The sequence below is a fragment of the Mycolicibacterium cosmeticum genome (genome assembly GCF_000613185.1).
In the GTDB taxonomy this organism is placed as follows: domain Bacteria; phylum Actinomycetota; class Actinomycetes; order Mycobacteriales; family Mycobacteriaceae; genus Mycobacterium; species Mycobacterium cosmeticum.
Genome location: NZ_CCBB010000003.1, coordinates 143,687 through 162,115 on the forward strand (window position 1 = coordinate 143,687; position 18,429 = coordinate 162,115).

At 69.1% G+C, this 18,429-nt stretch carries 17 protein-coding genes and 1 pseudogene; 11 read left to right on the plus strand and 7 right to left on the minus strand.

All coding sequences use genetic code 11. From position 1 onward, the window contains the following. Positions 1–55: 55 nt before the first annotated feature. The 3 genes from BN977_RS19705 to BN977_RS19715 form a co-directional block, all read right to left on the minus strand. On the minus strand, positions 56–1,450 hold the full coding sequence (locus BN977_RS19705) for a sulfatase family protein (RefSeq protein WP_036400847.1): 1,395 nt from the start codon (positions 1,448–1,450) through the stop codon (positions 56–58). A 73-nt stretch (positions 1,451–1,523) separates the two neighbouring features. Then, the gene (locus BN977_RS19710) at positions 1,524–2,249 is read right to left on the minus strand and encodes an NUDIX hydrolase (RefSeq protein WP_036400850.1); all 726 of its coding nucleotides are present in this window, start codon (positions 2,247–2,249) and stop codon (positions 1,524–1,526) included. After that, positions 2,246–2,938, minus strand: a complete 693-nt coding sequence (locus BN977_RS19715) for a FadR/GntR family transcriptional regulator (RefSeq protein WP_024450918.1) — start codon at positions 2,936–2,938, stop codon at positions 2,246–2,248. The genes BN977_RS19710 and BN977_RS19715 overlap by 4 nt, the downstream gene beginning before the upstream one ends. 154 nt (positions 2,939–3,092) lie before the next feature. On the opposite strand from BN977_RS19715, the gene BN977_RS19720 reads away from it, so the two are divergent. The 4 genes from BN977_RS19720 (at position 3,093) to BN977_RS19735 (ending at position 7,662) form a co-directional block, all read left to right on the plus strand. After that, positions 3,093–4,466: an SLC13 family permease gene (locus BN977_RS19720; protein WP_024450917.1), complete on the plus strand. Its 1,374-nt coding sequence runs from the start codon at positions 3,093–3,095 to the stop codon at positions 4,464–4,466. Between the two features lie 168 nt (positions 4,467–4,634). Then, positions 4,635–5,837 (plus strand): CaiB/BaiF CoA transferase family protein, encoded by a 1,203-nt coding sequence (locus BN977_RS19725; protein WP_024450916.1) that lies wholly within the window; start codon positions 4,635–4,637, stop codon positions 5,835–5,837. Next, entirely contained in the window at positions 5,837–7,357 is a 1,521-nt protein-coding gene (locus BN977_RS19730; protein ID WP_036400852.1) for a carboxyl transferase domain-containing protein, read from the plus strand. The genes BN977_RS19725 and BN977_RS19730 overlap by 1 nt, the downstream gene beginning before the upstream one ends. Continuing rightward, positions 7,354–7,662: an antibiotic biosynthesis monooxygenase gene (locus BN977_RS19735; RefSeq protein ID WP_206666852.1), complete on the plus strand. Its 309-nt coding sequence runs from the start codon at positions 7,354–7,356 to the stop codon at positions 7,660–7,662. Before BN977_RS19730 ends, BN977_RS19735 begins: the two co-directional genes overlap by 4 nt. Here BN977_RS19735 and BN977_RS19740 read toward each other — a convergent pair. Together BN977_RS19740 and BN977_RS19745 are read right to left on the minus strand one after the other, a co-directional pair. Beyond that, positions 7,659–8,141, minus strand: coding sequence for a hypothetical protein (locus BN977_RS19740; RefSeq protein WP_036400856.1), 483 nt, complete (start codon positions 8,139–8,141; stop codon positions 7,659–7,661). The genes BN977_RS19735 and BN977_RS19740 overlap by 4 nt on opposite strands. Positions 8,142–8,214: 73 nt before the next feature. Beyond that, a complete protein-coding gene (locus BN977_RS19745; protein WP_024450912.1) occupies positions 8,215–9,867 on the minus strand; it encodes a purine-cytosine permease family protein in 1,653 nt (550 codons plus the stop codon). Positions 9,868–9,967: 100 nt separating this feature from the next. Between BN977_RS19745 and BN977_RS19750 the strand changes: the two genes are divergently transcribed. Continuing rightward, positions 9,968–10,639 carry a phosphatase PAP2 family protein gene (locus tag BN977_RS19750; RefSeq protein ID WP_036400859.1) on the plus strand — a complete coding sequence of 224 codons (672 nt, stop codon included), beginning with the start codon at positions 9,968–9,970 and terminating at the stop codon, positions 10,637–10,639. Here BN977_RS19750 and BN977_RS19755 read toward each other — a convergent pair. Next, complete coding sequence (locus tag BN977_RS19755) at positions 10,593–12,074, minus strand: bifunctional phosphatase PAP2/diacylglycerol kinase family protein (protein ID WP_036400862.1); 1,482 nt, start codon at positions 12,072–12,074, stop codon at positions 10,593–10,595. The genes BN977_RS19750 and BN977_RS19755 overlap by 47 nt on opposite strands. An 87-nt stretch (positions 12,075–12,161) precedes the next feature. On the opposite strand from BN977_RS19755, the gene BN977_RS19760 reads away from it, so the two are divergent. Beyond that, positions 12,162–12,824, plus strand: coding sequence for a L,D-transpeptidase family protein (locus BN977_RS19760; protein ID WP_024450909.1), 663 nt, complete (start codon positions 12,162–12,164; stop codon positions 12,822–12,824). Here BN977_RS19760 and BN977_RS19765 read toward each other — a convergent pair whose 3' ends face one another. Continuing rightward, positions 12,825–13,307: a nuclear transport factor 2 family protein gene (locus BN977_RS19765; protein WP_024450908.1), complete on the minus strand. Its 483-nt coding sequence runs from the start codon at positions 13,305–13,307 to the stop codon at positions 12,825–12,827. Positions 13,308–13,519: 212 nt separating this feature from the next. Between BN977_RS19765 and BN977_RS33515 the strand changes: the two genes are divergently transcribed. The 5 genes and pseudogenes from BN977_RS33515 (at position 13,520) to BN977_RS19790 (ending at position 18,293) form a co-directional block, all read left to right on the plus strand. Further along, on the plus strand, positions 13,520–15,394 hold the full coding sequence (locus BN977_RS33515) for an Hsp70 family protein (RefSeq protein ID WP_036400865.1): 1,875 nt from the start codon (positions 13,520–13,522) through the stop codon (positions 15,392–15,394). A gap of 75 nt (positions 15,395–15,469) precedes the next feature. Beyond that, positions 15,470–15,730 (plus strand): hypothetical protein, encoded by a 261-nt coding sequence (locus tag BN977_RS19775; protein WP_024455213.1) that lies wholly within the window; start codon positions 15,470–15,472, stop codon positions 15,728–15,730. A 2-nt stretch (positions 15,731–15,732) separates the two neighbouring features. Further along, positions 15,733–16,152, plus strand: a complete 420-nt coding sequence (locus BN977_RS19780) for a hypothetical protein (RefSeq protein ID WP_036400867.1) — start codon at positions 15,733–15,735, stop codon at positions 16,150–16,152. Between the two features lie 64 nt (positions 16,153–16,216). Beyond that, positions 16,217–17,435: pseudogene (locus BN977_RS19785) on the plus strand (DUF222 domain-containing protein). A 126-nt stretch (positions 17,436–17,561) separates the two neighbouring features. Beyond that, positions 17,562–18,293 (plus strand): Rv3717 family N-acetylmuramoyl-L-alanine amidase, encoded by a 732-nt coding sequence (locus BN977_RS19790; RefSeq protein ID WP_084172626.1) that lies wholly within the window; start codon positions 17,562–17,564, stop codon positions 18,291–18,293. The last annotated feature ends 136 nt before the right edge of the window (positions 18,294–18,429 follow it).

Below are 18,429 nucleotides of genomic sequence, written 5' to 3' on the forward strand. Positions count from 1 at the left end.
GCCTAACGGGTGCGGTTATCTGCTGCTCAGAGGCATTTTTTACTCATGGTGAGCATTAGTCTTGCCCGCTGCGTTCGCGGTCGACGCCGCGGTCGGCCGCGATGCCCGAGCGGCTGGTGGCGGGGCGGCCGTGGATGCTCAGATACGTCTGGGTGTAGCGCTCTGAGATGCGGGTACCGGCGAAGTCCGACGGGATGACGTCATTGGTCTTATGTCGCCAGTCGTCGAGTTTCAGGGCGAGCTCCCCGGCGAGCGCCTCGGCGGCGAGCACATCGTCACCGGAAGTGTTCTCGGTGAGCAGATTTCGGCTCTCGGCGGGATCGGCGGTGAGGTCGTAGAGTTCGCGCGCCGGCCGCGGTGTGGTGACCCGAGGCCCGACGGCCTGCCCGGGTGGGCTGTCGGCGATGTCCCACGGCAGATCCAGCAGCGGTCGCGGCGCGTAGTTCTCGATATAGCTGTACTCCTTCGTCCGGATCGCGCGGATCGGATCGAAGGAGTCGTGGAAGGTCTTGGTGGTGTAGACCTCGGTGCGGACCTCGTCCTGCGCCGCCCCGCGCAGATTGGCGGCATGCGAAAGGCCTTGCACCGCTTCGGGGATCGGCACCCCGAGTAGGTCGAGCAGGGTGGGGGTGAGGTCGACCCCGCTGAACAGGTCGTCATAGATCCGGGGGGCGATGTTCGCGTCCCGTGGCGGGCGCACGATCAGCGCGATGCCGGTGCCCGCGTCGTACAGCGTGGACTTGGCGCGCGGCAGCGCGGGCCCGTGGTCGGTGAGGAACACCACCCAGGTGGTGCGGTCCAGACCGGTCTCGGCGAGCGTGTCCAGCAGTTCGCCCACCGCGGCGTCGGCCACCGTGATGGACCCGTAGAAATCGGCGAGGTCCTGACGGATGTCGGGCGTGTCCGGCAGATAGCCCGGCACGGCCACCGCGTCGGGATCGGCCGGGTCGTAGCGTTCCGGCGGGTAGGGCCGGTGCGTCTCGAAGAAGCCGGTGGTGAGCAGGAACGGCGTGCCGGTCGGGTCGGCGGTCCGCCGGCGCAGCCAGTCCACCGCCCGCTCGACGACGTATTCGCAGTACGAGTTGGACACGTCGAACTCGTCGAAACCCAGCCGCGCGGGATACGACGTCTCGTGCTGCATCCCGAACAGGGCGGTGTGCCAACCGGATTCGGACAGCAGGGCAGGCAGGGTCTGCACGTCCGCGCGGTACTCCCAGCCGTGGTGGGCCAGGCCGAGCAGTCCGTTGCTCTGCGGATACCGGCCGGTGAACAGCGACCCGCGCGACGGCGAGCACAGCGGGGCGGTGGCATGCGCCCTGGTGAACAGGATGCCTTCGGCGGCCAATCGGTCCAGCCGCGGGCTGTCGACGTCGGTGTGCTGGTAGGCGCCGAGGTAGCGGCCCAGGTCGTGCCAGTGCACGAACAACACGTTGGCGCGGGGGCCGGTCACAGGAAGTCCTTCATCGGAGGTACAGGCAACATCGTGAACCGCGGTTCGGCAACCCTTTCGTTCACCGAGATGATCACTTCCAGGCGAACACCGGTTGTTCGAGATCGTCGACGCGGTCGGGTCTGCCCTCCAGGCCCAGCCAGCGCAGCTGTAACAGGACGGCACCGGTCGGCGCGTGGATCAGGTCGTTGCCCAGCGGGATCTGCACCACCGGTCGCGGGCTTTCCGGGATGCTGATGTAGCGCGGTGAATCGTCGCGCAGCAGCTGGTGCAGGCCCACCCGGTAGGCGGCGACCACCTCGGCGGGTTGTGGCCGCAGTTCCAGCCGCCCGCCGCCCCACATCACCACGGGGGTGATGACGTACCCGGAGCGGGTCGGATAGTCGTCGAGCAGCCCGAGCACCGACGAGCCGGGCAGCTCGACGCCGACTTCCTCATGGGTCTCGCGCAGCGCCGCGTCGACCGCTGTCTCGCCGGGGTCCAGGCGCCCGCCGGGCAGGGCCCATTGCGCCGCATGGGAATTGAGCCGTGCCGCGCGCCGGCACAGCAGGAAGGCCGCGCCGCCGGACACGTCGACCATGCGCCCGTCCAGACCGGCGTCGGGCATCGGCCGGCCCGCGATCCACTCGTCGACGGGGGCCGGATCCACCCGGTCCTCGCCGAGTTCGGAATCCACCAGCACGATCGCGACCGCGGCGTGCCGCTTGGTCGGGTCGGTGATATCCCGCCGGTCATGCCCGGCCAGGTTGGCCCTGATCCGCTCCCGCAGCTCCGCGTCGTAGCCGATCGTCGCCGTCACGAGGTGCGGAGCAGCGCGACGTCGGACACCATCCGGATGTGTTCGGCCATCGCCCGGCCGGCACCGACGGGATCCTGCCGGCGCACGGCATCGGCGATCTTGCGATGCCCTTCCAGCGATGCGCGCGGGCGCTCGGACTGCGACAGCGACTCGATGCGTGTCTCGCGGACCAGTTCGGCGATCTCACCCATCAGCCGGGCCAGCAGCGGGGAGTGGGCGGCGGCGGTGATCGCGGCGTGGAAATGTTCGTCACCGGACACCCCGCGCTCACCGTCGGTGATCTCGGACTCCATGATCGCGAGCGCGTCGTCGATGGCGGCCATCTCTGCCTCGCTGCGGCGCGCCGCGGCCAGCTCGGCGAGTTTGACCTCCAGCGCCTCGCGCGCCTCGATGACCTCGGGGAGCCGGTCGGCGTGCTCACGCAGGGCGCGGACGGCCGCATCCTCGACCGGGCGACGGACCAGGACGGCGCCGTCGCCGTGCCGCACCGACAGGATGCCCTGCACCTCCAGGGCGACCAGGGCCTGGCTCAGCGAGGCCCGGCTCACGCCGAGCTGAGCGGCCAGTTCCCGTTCCGGTGGCAACCGCTCGCCAGGCTGCATATCGCGGTCCGCCATGTGCTTGCACAGCTGTTCCACGATGACCTCGTAGAGCCTCGGTCGGGCTACCGGGCGAATTTGCTCAGCCACTGGGTCACTCACACTCCGTTCCTTCGAGCCAAGGATAACTGCCGTGGCAGCATGATCTCGGGCACATCTGGGGTTGACAGTGACCTGTTTCACTGTTTCACTGCCTAGTGACTTAGTGGCTAGGCCAATTAGCCACAGGGAGAGTGGAGTTCCGATGCCTGTAGAAGTGATTCCGATCCTGGCGTTGGTCGTCATGTTCGTCGCCGCCACGGTCCTGCCGGTCAACATGGGTGCGCTGGGCTTCGTGGCGGCGTTCTTCGTGGGGACGATGGCCGTGGGTATGGACGCCGACAAGATCATCGGCGGTTTTCCGAGCAGCCTGTTCCTCACCTTGGTGGGCATCACCTACCTGTTCGCGATAGCGCAGAACAACGGGACGGTCGACCTCCTGGTGCGGGCGGCGGTACGACTCGTCCGCGGCCGGGTCGCGTTGATCCCGTGGGTGATGTTCGGCGTCACCGGCCTGCTGACGGCGATCGGGGCGCTCGGTCCCGCGGCGGTGGCCATCGTGGCCCCGATCGCGCTGGGCTTCGCCGCGCGCTATCGGATCCGGCCGCTGTTGATGGGGATGATGGTGGTGCACGGCGCGCAGGCCGGCGGCTTCTCGCCGATCAGCATCTACGGCGTCACCGTCAACAACATCGCCGCCAACGCGGGGCTGCACAACAGCCCGCTGACCCTGTTCCTGGGCAGCTTGTTCTTCAACGCCGCCATCGGCGTGCTGCTGTTCGTCTTCCTGGGCGGGCGCGAGCTGATCGGCCGCAGCGTGCACGACGACGACGAGACGCGGCCCGAGGGGGATACCGGTGCGGTCGGCGGCGGCCGGACCCCGGCCACCGTGATGCGCGGCTTCGGCACCACGACCACCAAGGCCCGGTCCCAGGCCGTCACCGCGGAGAACGCCCCGCCGCTGGCGACGGCGGTCAAGGCGATCACCTTCGACCAGATCCTCACCCTGGTCGGCCTGGCCTCGCTGGCGGTGTTCGCGCTGATCCTCGACCTGGACGTCGGTTTCGTGTCCATGACCGTCGCCGTCGTCCTCGCGCTGGCCTCACCCAAGGCGCAGAAGGGCGCCATCAACCAGATCAGCTGGTCGACGGTGCTGCTGATCGGTGGTGTGCTGACCTTCGTCGGCGTGCTGCAGGAGGCCGGCACGGTCGAATGGGTGGGCAACGGCGTCGCGGCGCTCGGCGCGCCGTTGCTGGTGGCCCTGCTGCTCTGCTACATCGGCGCCATCGTCTCGGCCTTCGCATCCTCGACGGCGATCCTCGGCGCCACGATCCCGCTGGCGGTGCCGTTCCTGATGGCCGGCGAGGTCGGGGCGGTGGGCGTGATCGTCGCCCTGTCCATCGCGTCGACCATCGTCGACGTCAGCCCGTTCTCGACGAACGGCGCACTGGTGCTGGCGAACGCGCAGGGCATCGACCGGGACGCGTTCTACAAGCAGATCCTCAAGTACAGCGGGCTCGTCGTGGCGGTCGGGCCGTTCATCGCCTGGGCGGTGCTCGTCCTCCCCGGGTGGTTATGACCGCATGACACCGGCCGGCGGCGGCGACCACACCAGCGTGGGGTCGCCGCTTCCTGCTGCCCGGAAAATGGCGCTGAGCTGCACGGATGACTCTTGACAGCGGTGCGGACGCGATGCTGAAATGAATTGGCTAGGCCACTAGGTCACCAATCCATAGGAGTCGCGCTGATGGCAAGCACACTGAATACGACGGGTCGCACCGGTCCGCTGAACGGGACCGTGGTGGTCGACCTCACCAGGGCGCTGGCGGGTCCGCACGCCGCGATGATGCTCGGCGATCTCGGTGCCGACGTCATCAAGGTCGAGAGCCCCAAAGGCGGCGACGACACGCGCGGCTGGGGCCCGCCGTTCGTCGAACCCGCCGGCGCCGAGCGCGAGTCGACCTACTTCCTGTGCGCCAACCGCAACAAGCGCTCCATCACCCTGGACCTGAAGACCGATGACGGCCGCCACGCGCTGGCGGAGATGGTCGCCAAGGCCGACGTGCTGATGGAGAACTTCCGCACCGGCGTCCTGGACCGGCTGGGCTTCTCACCCGAGCGCCTGGCCGAGCTCAACCCGCGCCTGGTGATCCTGTCGATCAGCGGGTTCGGTCACGACGGCCCGGAAGGCGGCCGAGCCGGCTACGACCAGATCGCCCAGGGCGAGGCCGGCCTGATGTCGTTCACCGGTTCGGGTCCCGACGACGTGCAGCGAGTGGGTGTCCCGATCGCGGATCTGCTGGCCGGCATGTACGGCGCGTTCGGGGTGCTGGCCGCGCTCCGGCAGCGCGACCGCACCGGGACGGGCACGGTGGTGCGCACCTCGCTGCTGGCCAGCGTCGTCGGTGTGCACGCGTTCCAGGGCACCAAGTGGACGGTCGCCGGCGAGATCGGCGAGGCCCAGGGCAACCACCACCCGTCGATCTGCCCGTACGGCCTGTTCCCGACGGCCGACGGTGCGGTGCAGATCTCGGTCGGCAGCGAAGGTCTGTGGCACCGGTTCTGCGCGGGGTTCGGCGTGGACCCCGACACCGAGGGCATGGCCACCAATCCGCAGCGGGTGGCCAACCGGTCGGAGGTCATCGCCTTGGTCTCCAAGCTGTTCGCCGGGTACGACACCACCTCACTGCTGCGGTTGCTCGACGAAATCGGTGTTCCGGCAGGGAAAGTCCGCAATGTCCGGGAGGTTTACGAGTGGGAGCAGACCCGGTCGCAGGGACTCCTGGTCGACGTCGAGCACGCCACCCTGGGCCCGGTCACGCTGCCGGGGCCGCCGTTGCGTTTCTTCCGGCCGGACGGCACCGAGGTCACCGAGACCCGGCATCTGGCACCGCCGGTCCTCGGCGCGGACGAGGACCTGGTGCGCGCCTGGCTCAAGGAAGCGGTCTGATGCGCCGGCTGTCCGCGCGTGAGGTGCTCGACATCGTCGCCGACGCCGACAGCTTCGAGTGCTGGGACGCGCCGATCCCCGAGTACGCCGTGGATGCCGGCTACGCCGAGGAACTCGCGGCGGCCAGGAGCAGGACGGGTCTCGACGAATCGGTCACCACGGGTGCGGTCACCATTCGCGGCCGCCGGGTCGTCGTCCTGGTGAGTGAGTTCGGGTTCCTGGCCGGCTCCATCGGCGTCGCGGCGGGGGAGCGGCTGGTCACCGCCATCCACCGCGCCACCGCCGAGGGGTTGCCGCTGCTGGCCCTGCCCACCTCCGGCGGTACCCGGATGCAGGAAGGCACGGTGGCCTTTCTGCAGATGGTCAGGATCACCGCCGCGATCACCGCGCACAAGGCGGCCCATCTGCCCTATCTGGTGTATCTGCGGCACCCCACCACCGGCGGTGTGTTCGCATCCTGGGGGTCACTGGGACATCTGACCGTCGCCGAGCCGGGCGCACTCGTCGGTTTCCTCGGACCGCGGGTCTACGAGGCGCTCTACGGCGACCGCTTCCCGGCCGGCGTGCAGACGTCGGAGAACCTGCAGGCGCACGGCCTGATCGATGCCATCCGCCCGCCCGAACAACTCGGCGAGATCGTCGACCGCGCCCTGCGCATCATGACCGACAGCCCGCGCAGTTGCCCGCACGCGGTGGACGGACCGGACTGGGAGGTCGACGACGTCCCCGCCTGGACCTCGGTGCTGGCCTCCCGCCGCCGCGATCGCCCGGGCGTGCGGGAACTGCTGTTCCACGCCGCCGCCGACGTGCTCCCGCTCAACGGCACCGGGCAGGGCGAAGCGGACCCCGGACTGATCCTGGCGCTGGTGCGCTTCGGTGACATGCCCTGCGTGCTGCTCGGGCAGGACCGCAGCGGTCAGACCCCGTTGACCCCGCTCGGTCCCGCGGCGCTGCGTGAAGCGCGACGCGGGATGCGCCTGGCCAACGACCTTCGGCTGCCGCTCGTCACCGTCATCGACACCGCCGGGGCCGCGCTGTCCAAGGACGCCGAGGAAGGCGGGTTGGCCGGGGAGATCGCTCGCTGCATCGCCGACATGGTCGATCTGGACACCCCGACGGTGTCCCTGCTGCTGGGCCAGGGCACCGGGGGCGGGGCGCTGGCACTGGTACCGGCCGACCGGGTGCTCTCGGCTCAGCATGCGTGGCTGTCACCCCTGCCGCCCGAAGGTGCCAGCGCGATCGTGCACCGCGACGTGGAGCATGCCCCGCAGATGGCCGTGCGCCAGGGCATCCGCTCCCTGGATCTGTGCCGCGCCGGGATCGTCGACCTGATCATCCCCGAACTGCCCGATGCCGCCGACGAGCCGCGGCAGTTCTGCGAGCGCGTCGGCGCCGCGCTGCACCGCGCGCTGAGCGAACTGATCGCCCAGGACGCCGACATGCGGCGTATCGCGCGCGGCAAGCGCTTCAACCGGGTGGGACCCGTCCCGCCGGCCGGTGCGCCCCGGACCGGCCCGTGACAATGCTGTCGTTCCTGGTGACGCTGGAGGCGCGGCATGGCCGGGAGGCCGACGTCGCGGCCGTTCTCCGGGAAGCCAACAAGCTGGTGGGTGCCGAACCGGGTGCCCATGTCTGGTTCGGATTCCATTACGGGGGAACGACGTTCGGGATCTTGGATGCCTTCGAAACCGATTGCGAGCCGCACGCGCGGCTGCACAGCCGGGTCCGGACGGCGGTCGAGGCCCATGCCGAACTGTTCGCCACGCCGCCCGTCATCACCATCGTGGACGGGCTGGACGCGCCGCTGCCGCGCGGTCCGGTCTAGGGGTGGTACGGCACCCCGACGGCCCGGAACACCCACTCCGGCGGCACGTCATAAGCCAGGTGCAGGGCGGGCAGCCGCGCCAGGACCTCGGCGGGCAGCGGCTCCTTGTAATGCAGCGACAACTGTCCGCTGCAGCGCGGGTCCACCCGGCCGACGTCGACCTCGATGTGCAGCCCGGATTCGGAGATGTCGGCGGCCACCATCCCGGATTGCGGTGCATCCCAACGCTGGTCGATCACCCGGCCGGCCAGCTTCGGTACCGAGGACAGGGTGCCCAGCACGCGCTGTGAGGTCAAGACCAGCGACCCGGTGTAGCTGCTGACGCTGCCAGCCGAGCGCAGCCCGGGGACCCGGCCGGCGAAGTGCCGGGTGACGGCCACGTATTCGGCCAGGTGGATGATGCCCTCGGCTTCCACCGCGGCACGCAGATCGTCGGGCAGCTTGCCGATGCCGAACAGCTTGCGCAGGAAGACGGCCATGGGCACACAGTACGACGACTTGTGCACGTTCCGTAACGCTCGGCGTCACGGAACGTGCACAAATCACCCGCGATCAGGCGGGCAGCACGTGCTCCCCGGTCTTGTCGGTGCTCAGGCACAGCGAGCAGATGAACCCGTTGCCGGTCGCCGATGCGATCATGTCGGGCCGCTCGTAATCGTGATGGCAGACAAGGCATTTCAGGTGGTCGGCGGCGGGGTTGCCGTGTTCGTCGAACATCGGCAGGTCGATGCCGTCGTCGGTGCGGCGCAGGTAGTACTTGCCCTTGGTGGCGATCGCGATGATCGGCGGCAGCACCACCGCCAGGCCGATGGCGACCAGCGGCGAGTACGGCCGGATGGCCGCGCCCAGGCCACCGAAGAAGGCGATGACCGACAGGCCCGCGGCGATCAGCATCGAACCGAAGCCGACCGGGTTGAACGCGTAGAGCATGCCGCGGCGGAACTCCGGCACCTTCGGCGACAACTTCAGCAGGTACTTGTTGAACACGATGTCCGAGGCGACCACCACCACCCAGGCCATACCGCAGTTGGCGTAGAAGCCCAGGATGGTGTTCAGGAAGTCGAACATGTTGGCTTCCATCAGGATCAGCGCGATCAGCAGGTTGACCCCGAGGAACACCAGCCGGCCCGGGTAGGTCTTGGTGACCCGGGTGAACGAGTTGGTCCAGGCCAGCGAGCCCGAGTAGGCGTTGGTCACGTTGATCTTGATCTGGCTGATGACCACCAGCACCACGGCCAGGGTCATCGCCAGCCAGCCCGGCAGGAAGTTCTGGTAGATCTCCAGGAACTGGTGCACCGGCTGGTTGGCGATGCCGGCGCTGTCGGCGACGTTGGCGATCAGGTACACCGCCAGGAACAGGCCGACGATCTGCTTGATGGCGCCGAAGATCACCCAGCCCGGGCCGGCCAGGAACATCCACGTCCACCAGCTGCGCTTGTTCTCCGGGGTCTTCGGCGGCATGAACCGCAGGTAGTCGTTCTGCTCGGCGATCTGGGCGATCAGCGACAGGCACACGCCGGCGGCCAGCAGGGTCGAGCCGATGTCGAAGCCCTGCACCCCGTTCTCGCCCTGATAGGCGAAGAACTGGCCGACCGATTCGGGATGGCTGATCACCAGGTAGATGAACGGTGCCACCATCAGGATCAACCACAGCGGCGTCGTCCACACCTGCAGGGTGGACAGCACTTTCATGCCGTAGATGACCAACGGGAAGATGATCAGCGTCGACACCGCGTAGCCGAGCCACAACGGGACGCCCAGCCCGAGCTTGAGGCCCTGGGCCATGATCGAGCCCTCGAGGGCGAAGAAGATGAAGGTGAACGTCGCGAAGATGACGTTGGTGACCACCGAGCCGTAGTAGCCGAATCCGCTGCCGCGGGTGACCAGGTCGAGGTCGATGTTGTAGCGCGCCGAGTAGTAGGCCACCGGGAAACCGGTCAGCATCACCACGACGGCGAAGATGAGGATGCCCCACAGCGCGTTGGTGGTCCCGTAGGAGATGCCGATGTTCGCGCCGATCGCGAAGTCGGCCAGGTAGGCGATGCCACCGAGGGCCGAGATGCCGACCACCCTGGTGGACCACTTGCGGTAGCTGCGCGGGGCAAAACGCAGCGTGTAGTCCTCGAGGGTCTCTTTGGTGGCGGTGAGCCGGTCATCCGGGTCGACGGCGGCGTCGGCCGGCTCGTCCGTGAGCTCTTGTGTCATGGTCAGCAAACTTATGGGGGCTATGTTTCCGCCGTATCACCGTGGCGTTGCCCTCAGGCTGCGTCCAGCTGTGGGTGGTAGGACTGATCTGGTGACACGCATGACGCGGGGGGCGGCGGTGCCGGCGGCCGTCAGTGCCCTCGTGTTCGTCGTCCTCCTCGCCGCGGTGCTGACTCATGCCGCCTGGCTGGCAACGGTGGACGCGGCGATCCTGGATCCGCTGCACCGGTACGGTCTGCAGCATCGGGACTGGGTGCGGGGCTGGACGGTTTTCTGCGATGTGTTCCATCCCGGAGTGTTCCGCGTCGTGGCCGGAATCTGCATCGTCGTCGCCCTGCTGCGCCGGCGGTTCCGGGTGGCGCTCTTCCTGACGCTGTCGGTGGAGGCATCCGGTCTGCTGGTCGCCGCGCTGAAGATTGCGGTGCGCCGACCGCGCCCGTCCTTCGATCTCGCCTACGAGCCGTCGTGGTCGTTCCCGTCCGGGCATGCGCTCGGGGTGATGGCCGGTGTGCTGGCTCTGACGATCGTGGCGTTGCAGCTTTTTCCGGGGACGTTGCGCCCCGGCCGGCGGACGGCGCTGGTGGCCGTCGGCGCGGTGATCGTCATCGGGATCGGGGTGGGGCGCGTGGTGCTCAACGTGCACAACCCCTCCGACGTGCTGGCCGGCTGGGCGCTGGGCTACCTGTGGGTGCTGGCGTGCCTGCCGGTGTTGAGCCGGGAGCCGGTCAGGCCAGCGGCCGAAACACCGGCAGCGCTCGGTAGCGCACCTTGAACGTGGCCTCCCGGCAGGAGTTCTCGACCTCCCCGTCGTGAGCAACCGGTGTCGGTCCGTCCACCGCGACGAAGCTGAACTCGGGCACCCGCAGCTCGTGATAGAGCGGGCTGCGCACCAGGCGGCCCAGTGCGAGGGACACCAGGATGCGGGTGCGACTGAACCGGCGCCCGGTCTCCAGGATGCGGACGTCGATCAGCCCGTCGTCCATCCGGCTGCGCCGGGACGGGGCGAAGCCCGACGGCGCGTACACCGCGTTCCCGAGGAAGAACAACGACGTCTGCACGGTCTTGTTGTCGTAGGTGATCCGGACCGCGGCGTCGCTGCGCAGCGTGCGCCACAACGCGTACGCCCCGGCCAGCGGTTTGCCGATGCGGTGTTCGAGCTTCTCCCGGATCCGCACGAACGCCGGGTAGGCGCCGATGCTAGCGGTGTTGACGATGGTGTCGGCCTCGTTGAACTGGATCACGTCCACATGCGCCCCCTGCCCGGCGCGGATGGCCGCCACGGTGGCGGCCACGGTGTCACAGCCGATGTCCTTGGCGAAGTGGTTGAACGTCCCGCCCGGGAACACCGCCAGCGGCACCCCGGCGTCGACGGCGATCCCGGCGGCGCACGACACCGTGCCGTCCCCGCCGCCGACGGCCAGTACCTCGGCGCGGGCGGCGGCGCTGCGCAGCACCTCGGCGATGTCGTCGCCTTCGCCCACCTCGACGATCTCGGTGCGGGGCAGCGCCCTGTGCACTTCGTCGACGACGCGGGCCCCGGTGCCGCTGCCCGAGGCCGGGTTGATGACCAGCACGACGCCTTCGCCGTCGGGGCGCGGCGGGGTGTCCAGTCGCAGTAGTTCCGACGTCGGGGGCGGGGCCTCGACGATGGGCGGGACGATGCGGGCCCCCAGCACCGCCACGGCGGCCCCGATGCCGAATCCGGCGAAGACGTCACCGGGGTAGTGGGCACCGGTGGCAACCCGGGACAGGCCGACCAGACCGGCCAGCAGGGCCAGGCCCAGCCCCAGCGGCGGACTCTCCAGGCCGACGCCCACCGCGAAGGCGGCCGCACTGGCCGAATGCCCGGACGGCAGCGAGTTCGACGTGGGAGCCCGCCGCGACCTGCGGATCAGGGGAACCGGGGTGCGGTCCGGCCGGGGCCGCAGCCACAGCCGTTTGGCGCCCTGGTTGGTCACCAGGCTGGTGACGGCCAGCGTCACCAGGCCGCGCGCCGCCCCGCGCCGCATGGACGGGGTGCCCGCGGCCGACAGCGCCGCCCCGATGGCGATCCACAGTTTGGAATGGTCGGCCGCCGAGGTCAGCCGGGGCATGAGGAAGTCCAGCAGCGGGCTGGGCGATTCGGCGACCGCCTCGAAGATCTCGCGGTCCAGGGTGCCAAGGCCCCGACCGATCTGCTGGAGTCCGCGTGCCCGTCTTCCGATCATGGCTCCAACCTACGTGTGCGTTTCGTGTGCCTAACGTGTCCGAACCTTGACTTGACCCCGCTCGGTGCGGCTGCCGACGATGGTGTGATGCGCCGACTGGTCACGCTGCTGTGCGCGCTGATCCTCATGTCCGGCGCGACGGTGGGTTCGCCGGTGGCCCGTGCGGTGGAGACGCCGTGGTTCGCCGACGCCGTCGGCGGCGCCACCCAAGTGATTTCGGTTGTCGGCGTTGGTGGTTCGGCGGCGAAGATGGATGTCTGGCAGCGCACCACCGCCGGCTGGGAACCGATCGGCGTGGGTATTCCGGCGCATATCGGGGCCAACGGCATGGCACCGCAGACCCACGACGGCGAAATGAAAACGCCGATGGGCATATTCACCCTCGACTTCGCGTTCGGCACCAAACCCAATCCCGGGACGGGGCTGCAGTACGTCCAGGTCGGGCCCGATCACTGGTGGGACGGCGACATGAAAAGCCCCACCTACAACACCATGCAGGTGTGCAAGAAGGCCCAGTGCCCGTTCGACACCGACCCCAGCAGCGGCACCGAGAACCTGCAGATCCCGCAGTACGCGCACGCGGTGGTGATGGGCGTCAACAAGGCCAGGGTGCCGGGCAACGGCGGCGCGTTCTTCCTGCACACCACCGATGGCGGCGCGACGGCGGGCTGCGTCGCCATCGACGACGCCACCCTGGTCAAGATCATGCAGTGGCTGCGGCCGGGCGCCCTGATCGCGGTCGCGAAGTGATCAGATGTTCAGTGCCCGACCGGGTTTCAGATGAAAGTTCAGGTTTTCCAACGACATGGTGGCGTCGTATGTGCGGTCATACGACGTCGCGCTGATCCGCCAGCCGTCCGGGGTGCGACGGTAGCGGTCGTGGTAGAAAGCGGCGCCGATGAGCATGAAGTTGAAGTCGGGCGCGATGACGCGGTCTTGCAGGTACCAGGTGGCCGAGGCTTCGTCGGGGCCGTCGATGGTGATCTCCGGATGGTCCACCCGATGTTCGGTGATGATCGACGGGCCCAGTGACGTCCGCATGAAATCCACCAGCGCGTCCCGGTCGGTGAAGTGCAGTTCGTTGCCCAGTGACGGGCCGTAGTCACCCTTGACGTCCTCGACCAGGGTGTCGGCGAAGTCGTCCCAGTGTTTGGTGTCCAGCGCCCGCAGGTAGCGGTACTTGACCTCTTTGATGGCCTCGATGTCGCGTGCGTTATCACTCACAGGCGACATTGCAGCACAAATGTCTCCTCACGCAGGCCGATCGGGCGCAGTTGGGCCACGCCCTCGACTGACGGCAACGTCAAAAATGACGAGTCGCCGCGGTGGGGTGGCGCAAAGCGGACACACAACGGATCCAAAAGTTCAGCGGCGGAACGCAGTTCGAATCGGTGCGGTGTGTCCGTTCGTGCCGGCGGCCCGTCGGCGGCTAAGGTGTGCTCAATATGAGCGACCCGTTGGGGTTGTCGATCGGGACGACCAATCTGGTCGCGACGAGTGTCGGCGGCCAGTCTGTCACGCGGCGCGCTGTGCTGACACTGCCCACGCACGGTGCGCCGGTCGTCGGCGTGCCCACCGGAGACGGCCTGGTGTTCGCCGGCTTCGTGGACCGGGTGGGTGATCCGGTGCCGCTGGTGGCGACGGACGGATCGTCGTACTCCGCCGACGATCTGCTGGTCGAGGCGCTGGAGGCGATGGTCGGCGCGGCCGGCGCCGGGCCGGCCCCGCAGGCCGCCATCGCCGTCCCGGCGCACTGGACGGCCGCGACGGTGCGGACCCTGCGCGCGGCCATCCGCACCAATCCGGTGCTGGCGCCGAACGGGACTCCGCCCCGCCTGATGTCCGACGCGGTCGCCGCGTTGACCTCGCTGCGCACCAATCCCGGTCTGAACGGTGGCGGCCCGGTGGTGCTGCTGGATTTCGGCGGTGGCGGTACGAGCATCACGCTCGCCGACGCCGGGGCCGCGTTCGACCCGTTGGACGAGACGCTGCGGGTGACCGAGTTCTCCGGTGACCTGATCGACCAGGCAGTGCTGACCAAGGTGCTCGGCGGCTCAGCCGACACCCGTGCCGATGCCGATGCCACCGCCGCGGTGGAGCTGCTCGGAACGCTGCGTGAGGAATGCCGGCAGGCCAAGGAGCGGTTGTCGTCGGTCACCGCCACCGAAGTGCCCCTGGCGCTACCGGGCCGGCCGCCGGTGGTCCGCCTCACCAGGGCGGAATTGGAGGAACTGCTCGACGAGCCGTTGGCCGACGTTCTGAGCGCCCTGGACAACCTGCTGCGGCGCAACAGGATCACCTTCGCGGACCTGTCCGCGGTGGCCGTCGTCGGCGGTGGTGCGAGCATTCCGCTGATCACCCAACGACTTTCCGAACACACCCGGCTCCCGGTGGTGAGCACCGCCCAGCCGGCGCTCGACGCGGCCACCGGCGCAGCACTTTTCGCCGCGTACGGCGCCGAATCCGACCTGCGTACCGGGCTGGCGCCCATCGCCCCGGACGCGCCGACCGGCCTGGCGCCCGCCGCGGCCGACGCACCGACGGGTCTGGCGCCCAGCGTCGCCGACACCCAACAGGCGCCCGCCGCCGCGGGCGCGGTCGGTGCGCTGGCCTGGTCACAGGACGACGCCGCCGGCGCCGACCCGGTCCCGTACACCGGGCCGGAGATTCCGTACGTCATGGACCACCGGGACGACCGGGACAACCCGTACAGCCTGGACACCAGCACACGTGCTGTGGCGCAGCATGTTCCGCGCACCTATGACGAACCGGCGCGAGCCTGGCAGCGACTGCCCATCCTGGTGTTCGCCGGAGCGGGGGTACTGACCCTGGTCGCGCTCGGCGGGGTGGCGGTCGCCCTGACCGGCAACTCGGAGCGCCCCAGCCCGGCACCGTCGACCGCACCGGCCACCCACGCGATCACCCCGCCACCGGCCGAGACACCGCCCGCCGCGATCGCGCCGTCGTCGGTACAGGCCCCGCCACCGGTGGTGACCGTGACCACCGAACTGCCGCCCCCGCCGCCGACACAGACACCCGAACCGGTGGTCACCGCGACGCACACCGTCACCGTCACCACCACCACGCAGCCCACCACCACGACCACGACGACAACCACGACCACGACGACCACCACCACGACGCCGAGCACCACCACAACCACCCCGCCGACCACCACCACGACCGAGACCACCACGCCGGCGATGACCACCACCTACATCAAGGTGCCGTTGATCCCGGTGCCCATCCCGATCCAGGTGCCCAACCGCGGCGAGTCGACCTATCCGACCCCGGCGCCCTACCCGGGCTTCCCGCAATGACCCGGTAACGAGGACGGCAGCAACATCACAGCCAGGGTCCAGCCAGTCTGAGGTTGGCCGCAGCACGATCTGGGCATGAACACACAACCGCCATCACGCTCTCGGCGCGCGATTCTGGGCGTCGTCGGTGCCGGCGCGCTGATCACCCTCGGCGCGCTCAGTGCCACGCACAGTGCCGGAGGCCCGGCAAGCATGCTGGCAGGATCGGGCGACGCCCCCGCCAACACCACCTACTCGTCGCCGGTCGTTCAGCCTGCCAACATGGGCGCGACCGCGACGTGGACGACTCCCTCGGCGGTGGAAGCCACCACCATGGCCGTCCCGAAGAAGGGCTGACCATGAAACGCATTGCCCTCGGCGCCGGACTCGCCGCGGTGTCGGCCGGTGTCGTCGTGGTGATCAGCACCGGCAGCGCCGCCGCCGCGAATACCGATGTGACGGGCCAGAAGTACAGCGACGCATCGTCGACGCTGAGCGGGGCCGGCTACACGGTCATCGTGGGCACCACCTTCGGTGACGAGCAGCAGCGGGATGACTGCATCGTCGTCAACGCCCAGCCCCGCACCGCGCAGCCGCCCCCGAACAGCAGTGGATCGGCCACCAAGGAGATGGTGGTTTCGCTGAACTGTGATTCCGGTGCCGCCTCGAACAAGTCGGCGGGCTACTCGGCCGGCAGCCCGGAGGGCCGGGCCGCCAAGGCCGCCGCCGCATCGGCCGCCGCGCAGGCGTCGGCGCAGGCTGCGCCGTCGGGTGGCTGACGCCACCGCGGCTGCTCTCCGGGGGTCGTCGGGCTGACCGTTTTTGTCGGACCCCTCTGCGAGAATGGGTGTCATGTCCACCGCCGCAGCGTCTTTGGAGCCCAAAGAGCGGTTGGCGGTGCTGTTCGGTGAGATCGGTGAGTTGTGCGGGCAACGCAACGCCATCGACGGCCGACTGGTCGAGATCGTGGCCGAGATCGAGCGCGAGGATCTGGCCGGGATGACCGGTTGCCGCTCGATCGCGGCCCTGGTGGCCTGGAAAACCGGGCAGGCACCGCGCAACGCGGAAACCATGACCGCCGTCGCGCACCGCCTCGACGACTTCCCCCACTGCGCCGACGGCCTACGCGAAGGCCGACTGTCGTTGGATCAGGTCGGGGTGATCGCCGAGCGCGCCGCCGACGGCTCCGACGCTCACTACGCCGAACTGGCGCTCTCAGCGACCGTCGAGCAGTTACGCACCGCGATCAAACTGGCACCCCACCCGGACTCACCGCCCTAAGCCCGAACCCACGCCGCAGATCACCAAAACCGAGCACGGCGAGCACACCACCTACCGCATCACCCTGCCCCGGCTGGAAGCCGTGAAGTTCGACGCCGCCCTGAAATCCCGCCACGACGGGCTGATCGCCGACCACCCCGGAGACCAGACACCGTTCCCCACCCAGGTCGATGCGTTCATGAGCCTCGTCAAGGCCGGCTGGGACACCGACGTCGCCGCCCGCCCGCACGGCCAGCACACCACCGTCATCGTCCACGTCGACGTCGATCAGCCCGCCGCCCTGCATCTCGGGCCCGTCTTGACCGATGAGCAGCGCCGGGAACTGCTCTGCGATGCCACCTGTGAGGTGTGGTTCCAGCGCGACGGCCGACCGATCGGGGCCGGGCGCTCCACCCGGACCATCAGCCGCCGGCTCCGCCGCGCCCTGGAGCACCGTGACCGCCACTGTGTCGTGCCCGGCTGCGCCAACAGTCGAGGATTGCACGCGCATCACCTCGTGCATTGGGAGGACGGCGGCCCTACCGAGCTGGACAACCTGGTCCTGCTCTGCCCACTGCATCACCGCATGCATCACCGTGGCGAGATCACCATCACCGGCCCCGCGCATCGGCTCGTCGTCACCGACAATGACGGCGACCCACTGCACGGCGGGTCACTGGCCCACCCTCCCACCACGGCGCCACCGACCGTCGGCGCCTACAAGGGCCCGACCGGCGAACGCGCCCAATGGTGGTGGTACCAACCCTTCCAATCACCACCGACAACGAATGGTGACAACTAGGTCGCCGACCGGCATCGATTGCCTGCCGGGCTGCTGTGACCCGTCGCGCCCGGCGGATCACGCACCTACGGTGAAAGCGTGTGCTGCGGAGGCGCTTTCAGTCAAGGATCGACGACGCGACGTGATGTGTTGCGCTATGCGGCGGCGGCGCCGGTCTTTCTTGTGCCCGCTGCGGTGCTGAGTGCCCCCGGCGCCCACGCCGCCTCCAGCGTGGCCGGCCGGATCGTCTTCCTCGATCCGGGTCACAACGGGGCGAACGACTCGTCGATCGTCCGGCAGGTCACCGACGGGCGAGGCGCCACCAAGGAATGCCAGACCACCGGCACCACCACCGACGCCGGTTATCCCGAGCACACTTTCAACTGGGACACGGTTTTACGGATCAGGGCCGGTCTGAGCCAGCTCGGCGTGCGGACCGCGCTGTCCCGGGGTGATGACAATGCCCTCGGCCCGTGCGTGGATCAGCGTGCGGCCATGGCGAATTCGATACGTCCTGACGCGATCGTCAGTATTCACGCCGACGGCGGCCCGCGGCAGGGCCGCGGATTCCACGTGAACTACTCGGATCCGCCGCTGAACGCGGCGCAGGCCGGCCCGGCGCGCCGGCTGGCGCAGGTGATGCGCGACGAACTGGTGGCCTGCGGCATGCAGCCATCCACCTACCGCGGCACCGACGGCCTGTACGGACGGTCCGATCTGGCGGGCCTGAACCTGGCGCAGTACCCCTCGATCCTCATCGAGATGGGCAACATGCGGAACCCCGACGACGCGGCCGCCCTCACCGATGCCGGCACCCGGGCCCGCCTCGCCGATGCCGTCACACGCGGTGTCGCAGGCTACCTCCAAACGCTCACCTAGATCGCGATTTGCCGGAATGGGCGCTCCACCAGGCTTTTCGGGCATCGGCCGGCAGGCGTCGACCGCGAACCTGGGAACTCGAGTTGACGGCGGCCGGTTTTCCTCAAAGATGGTCCACAGCCCGTTGAGGTGGCGT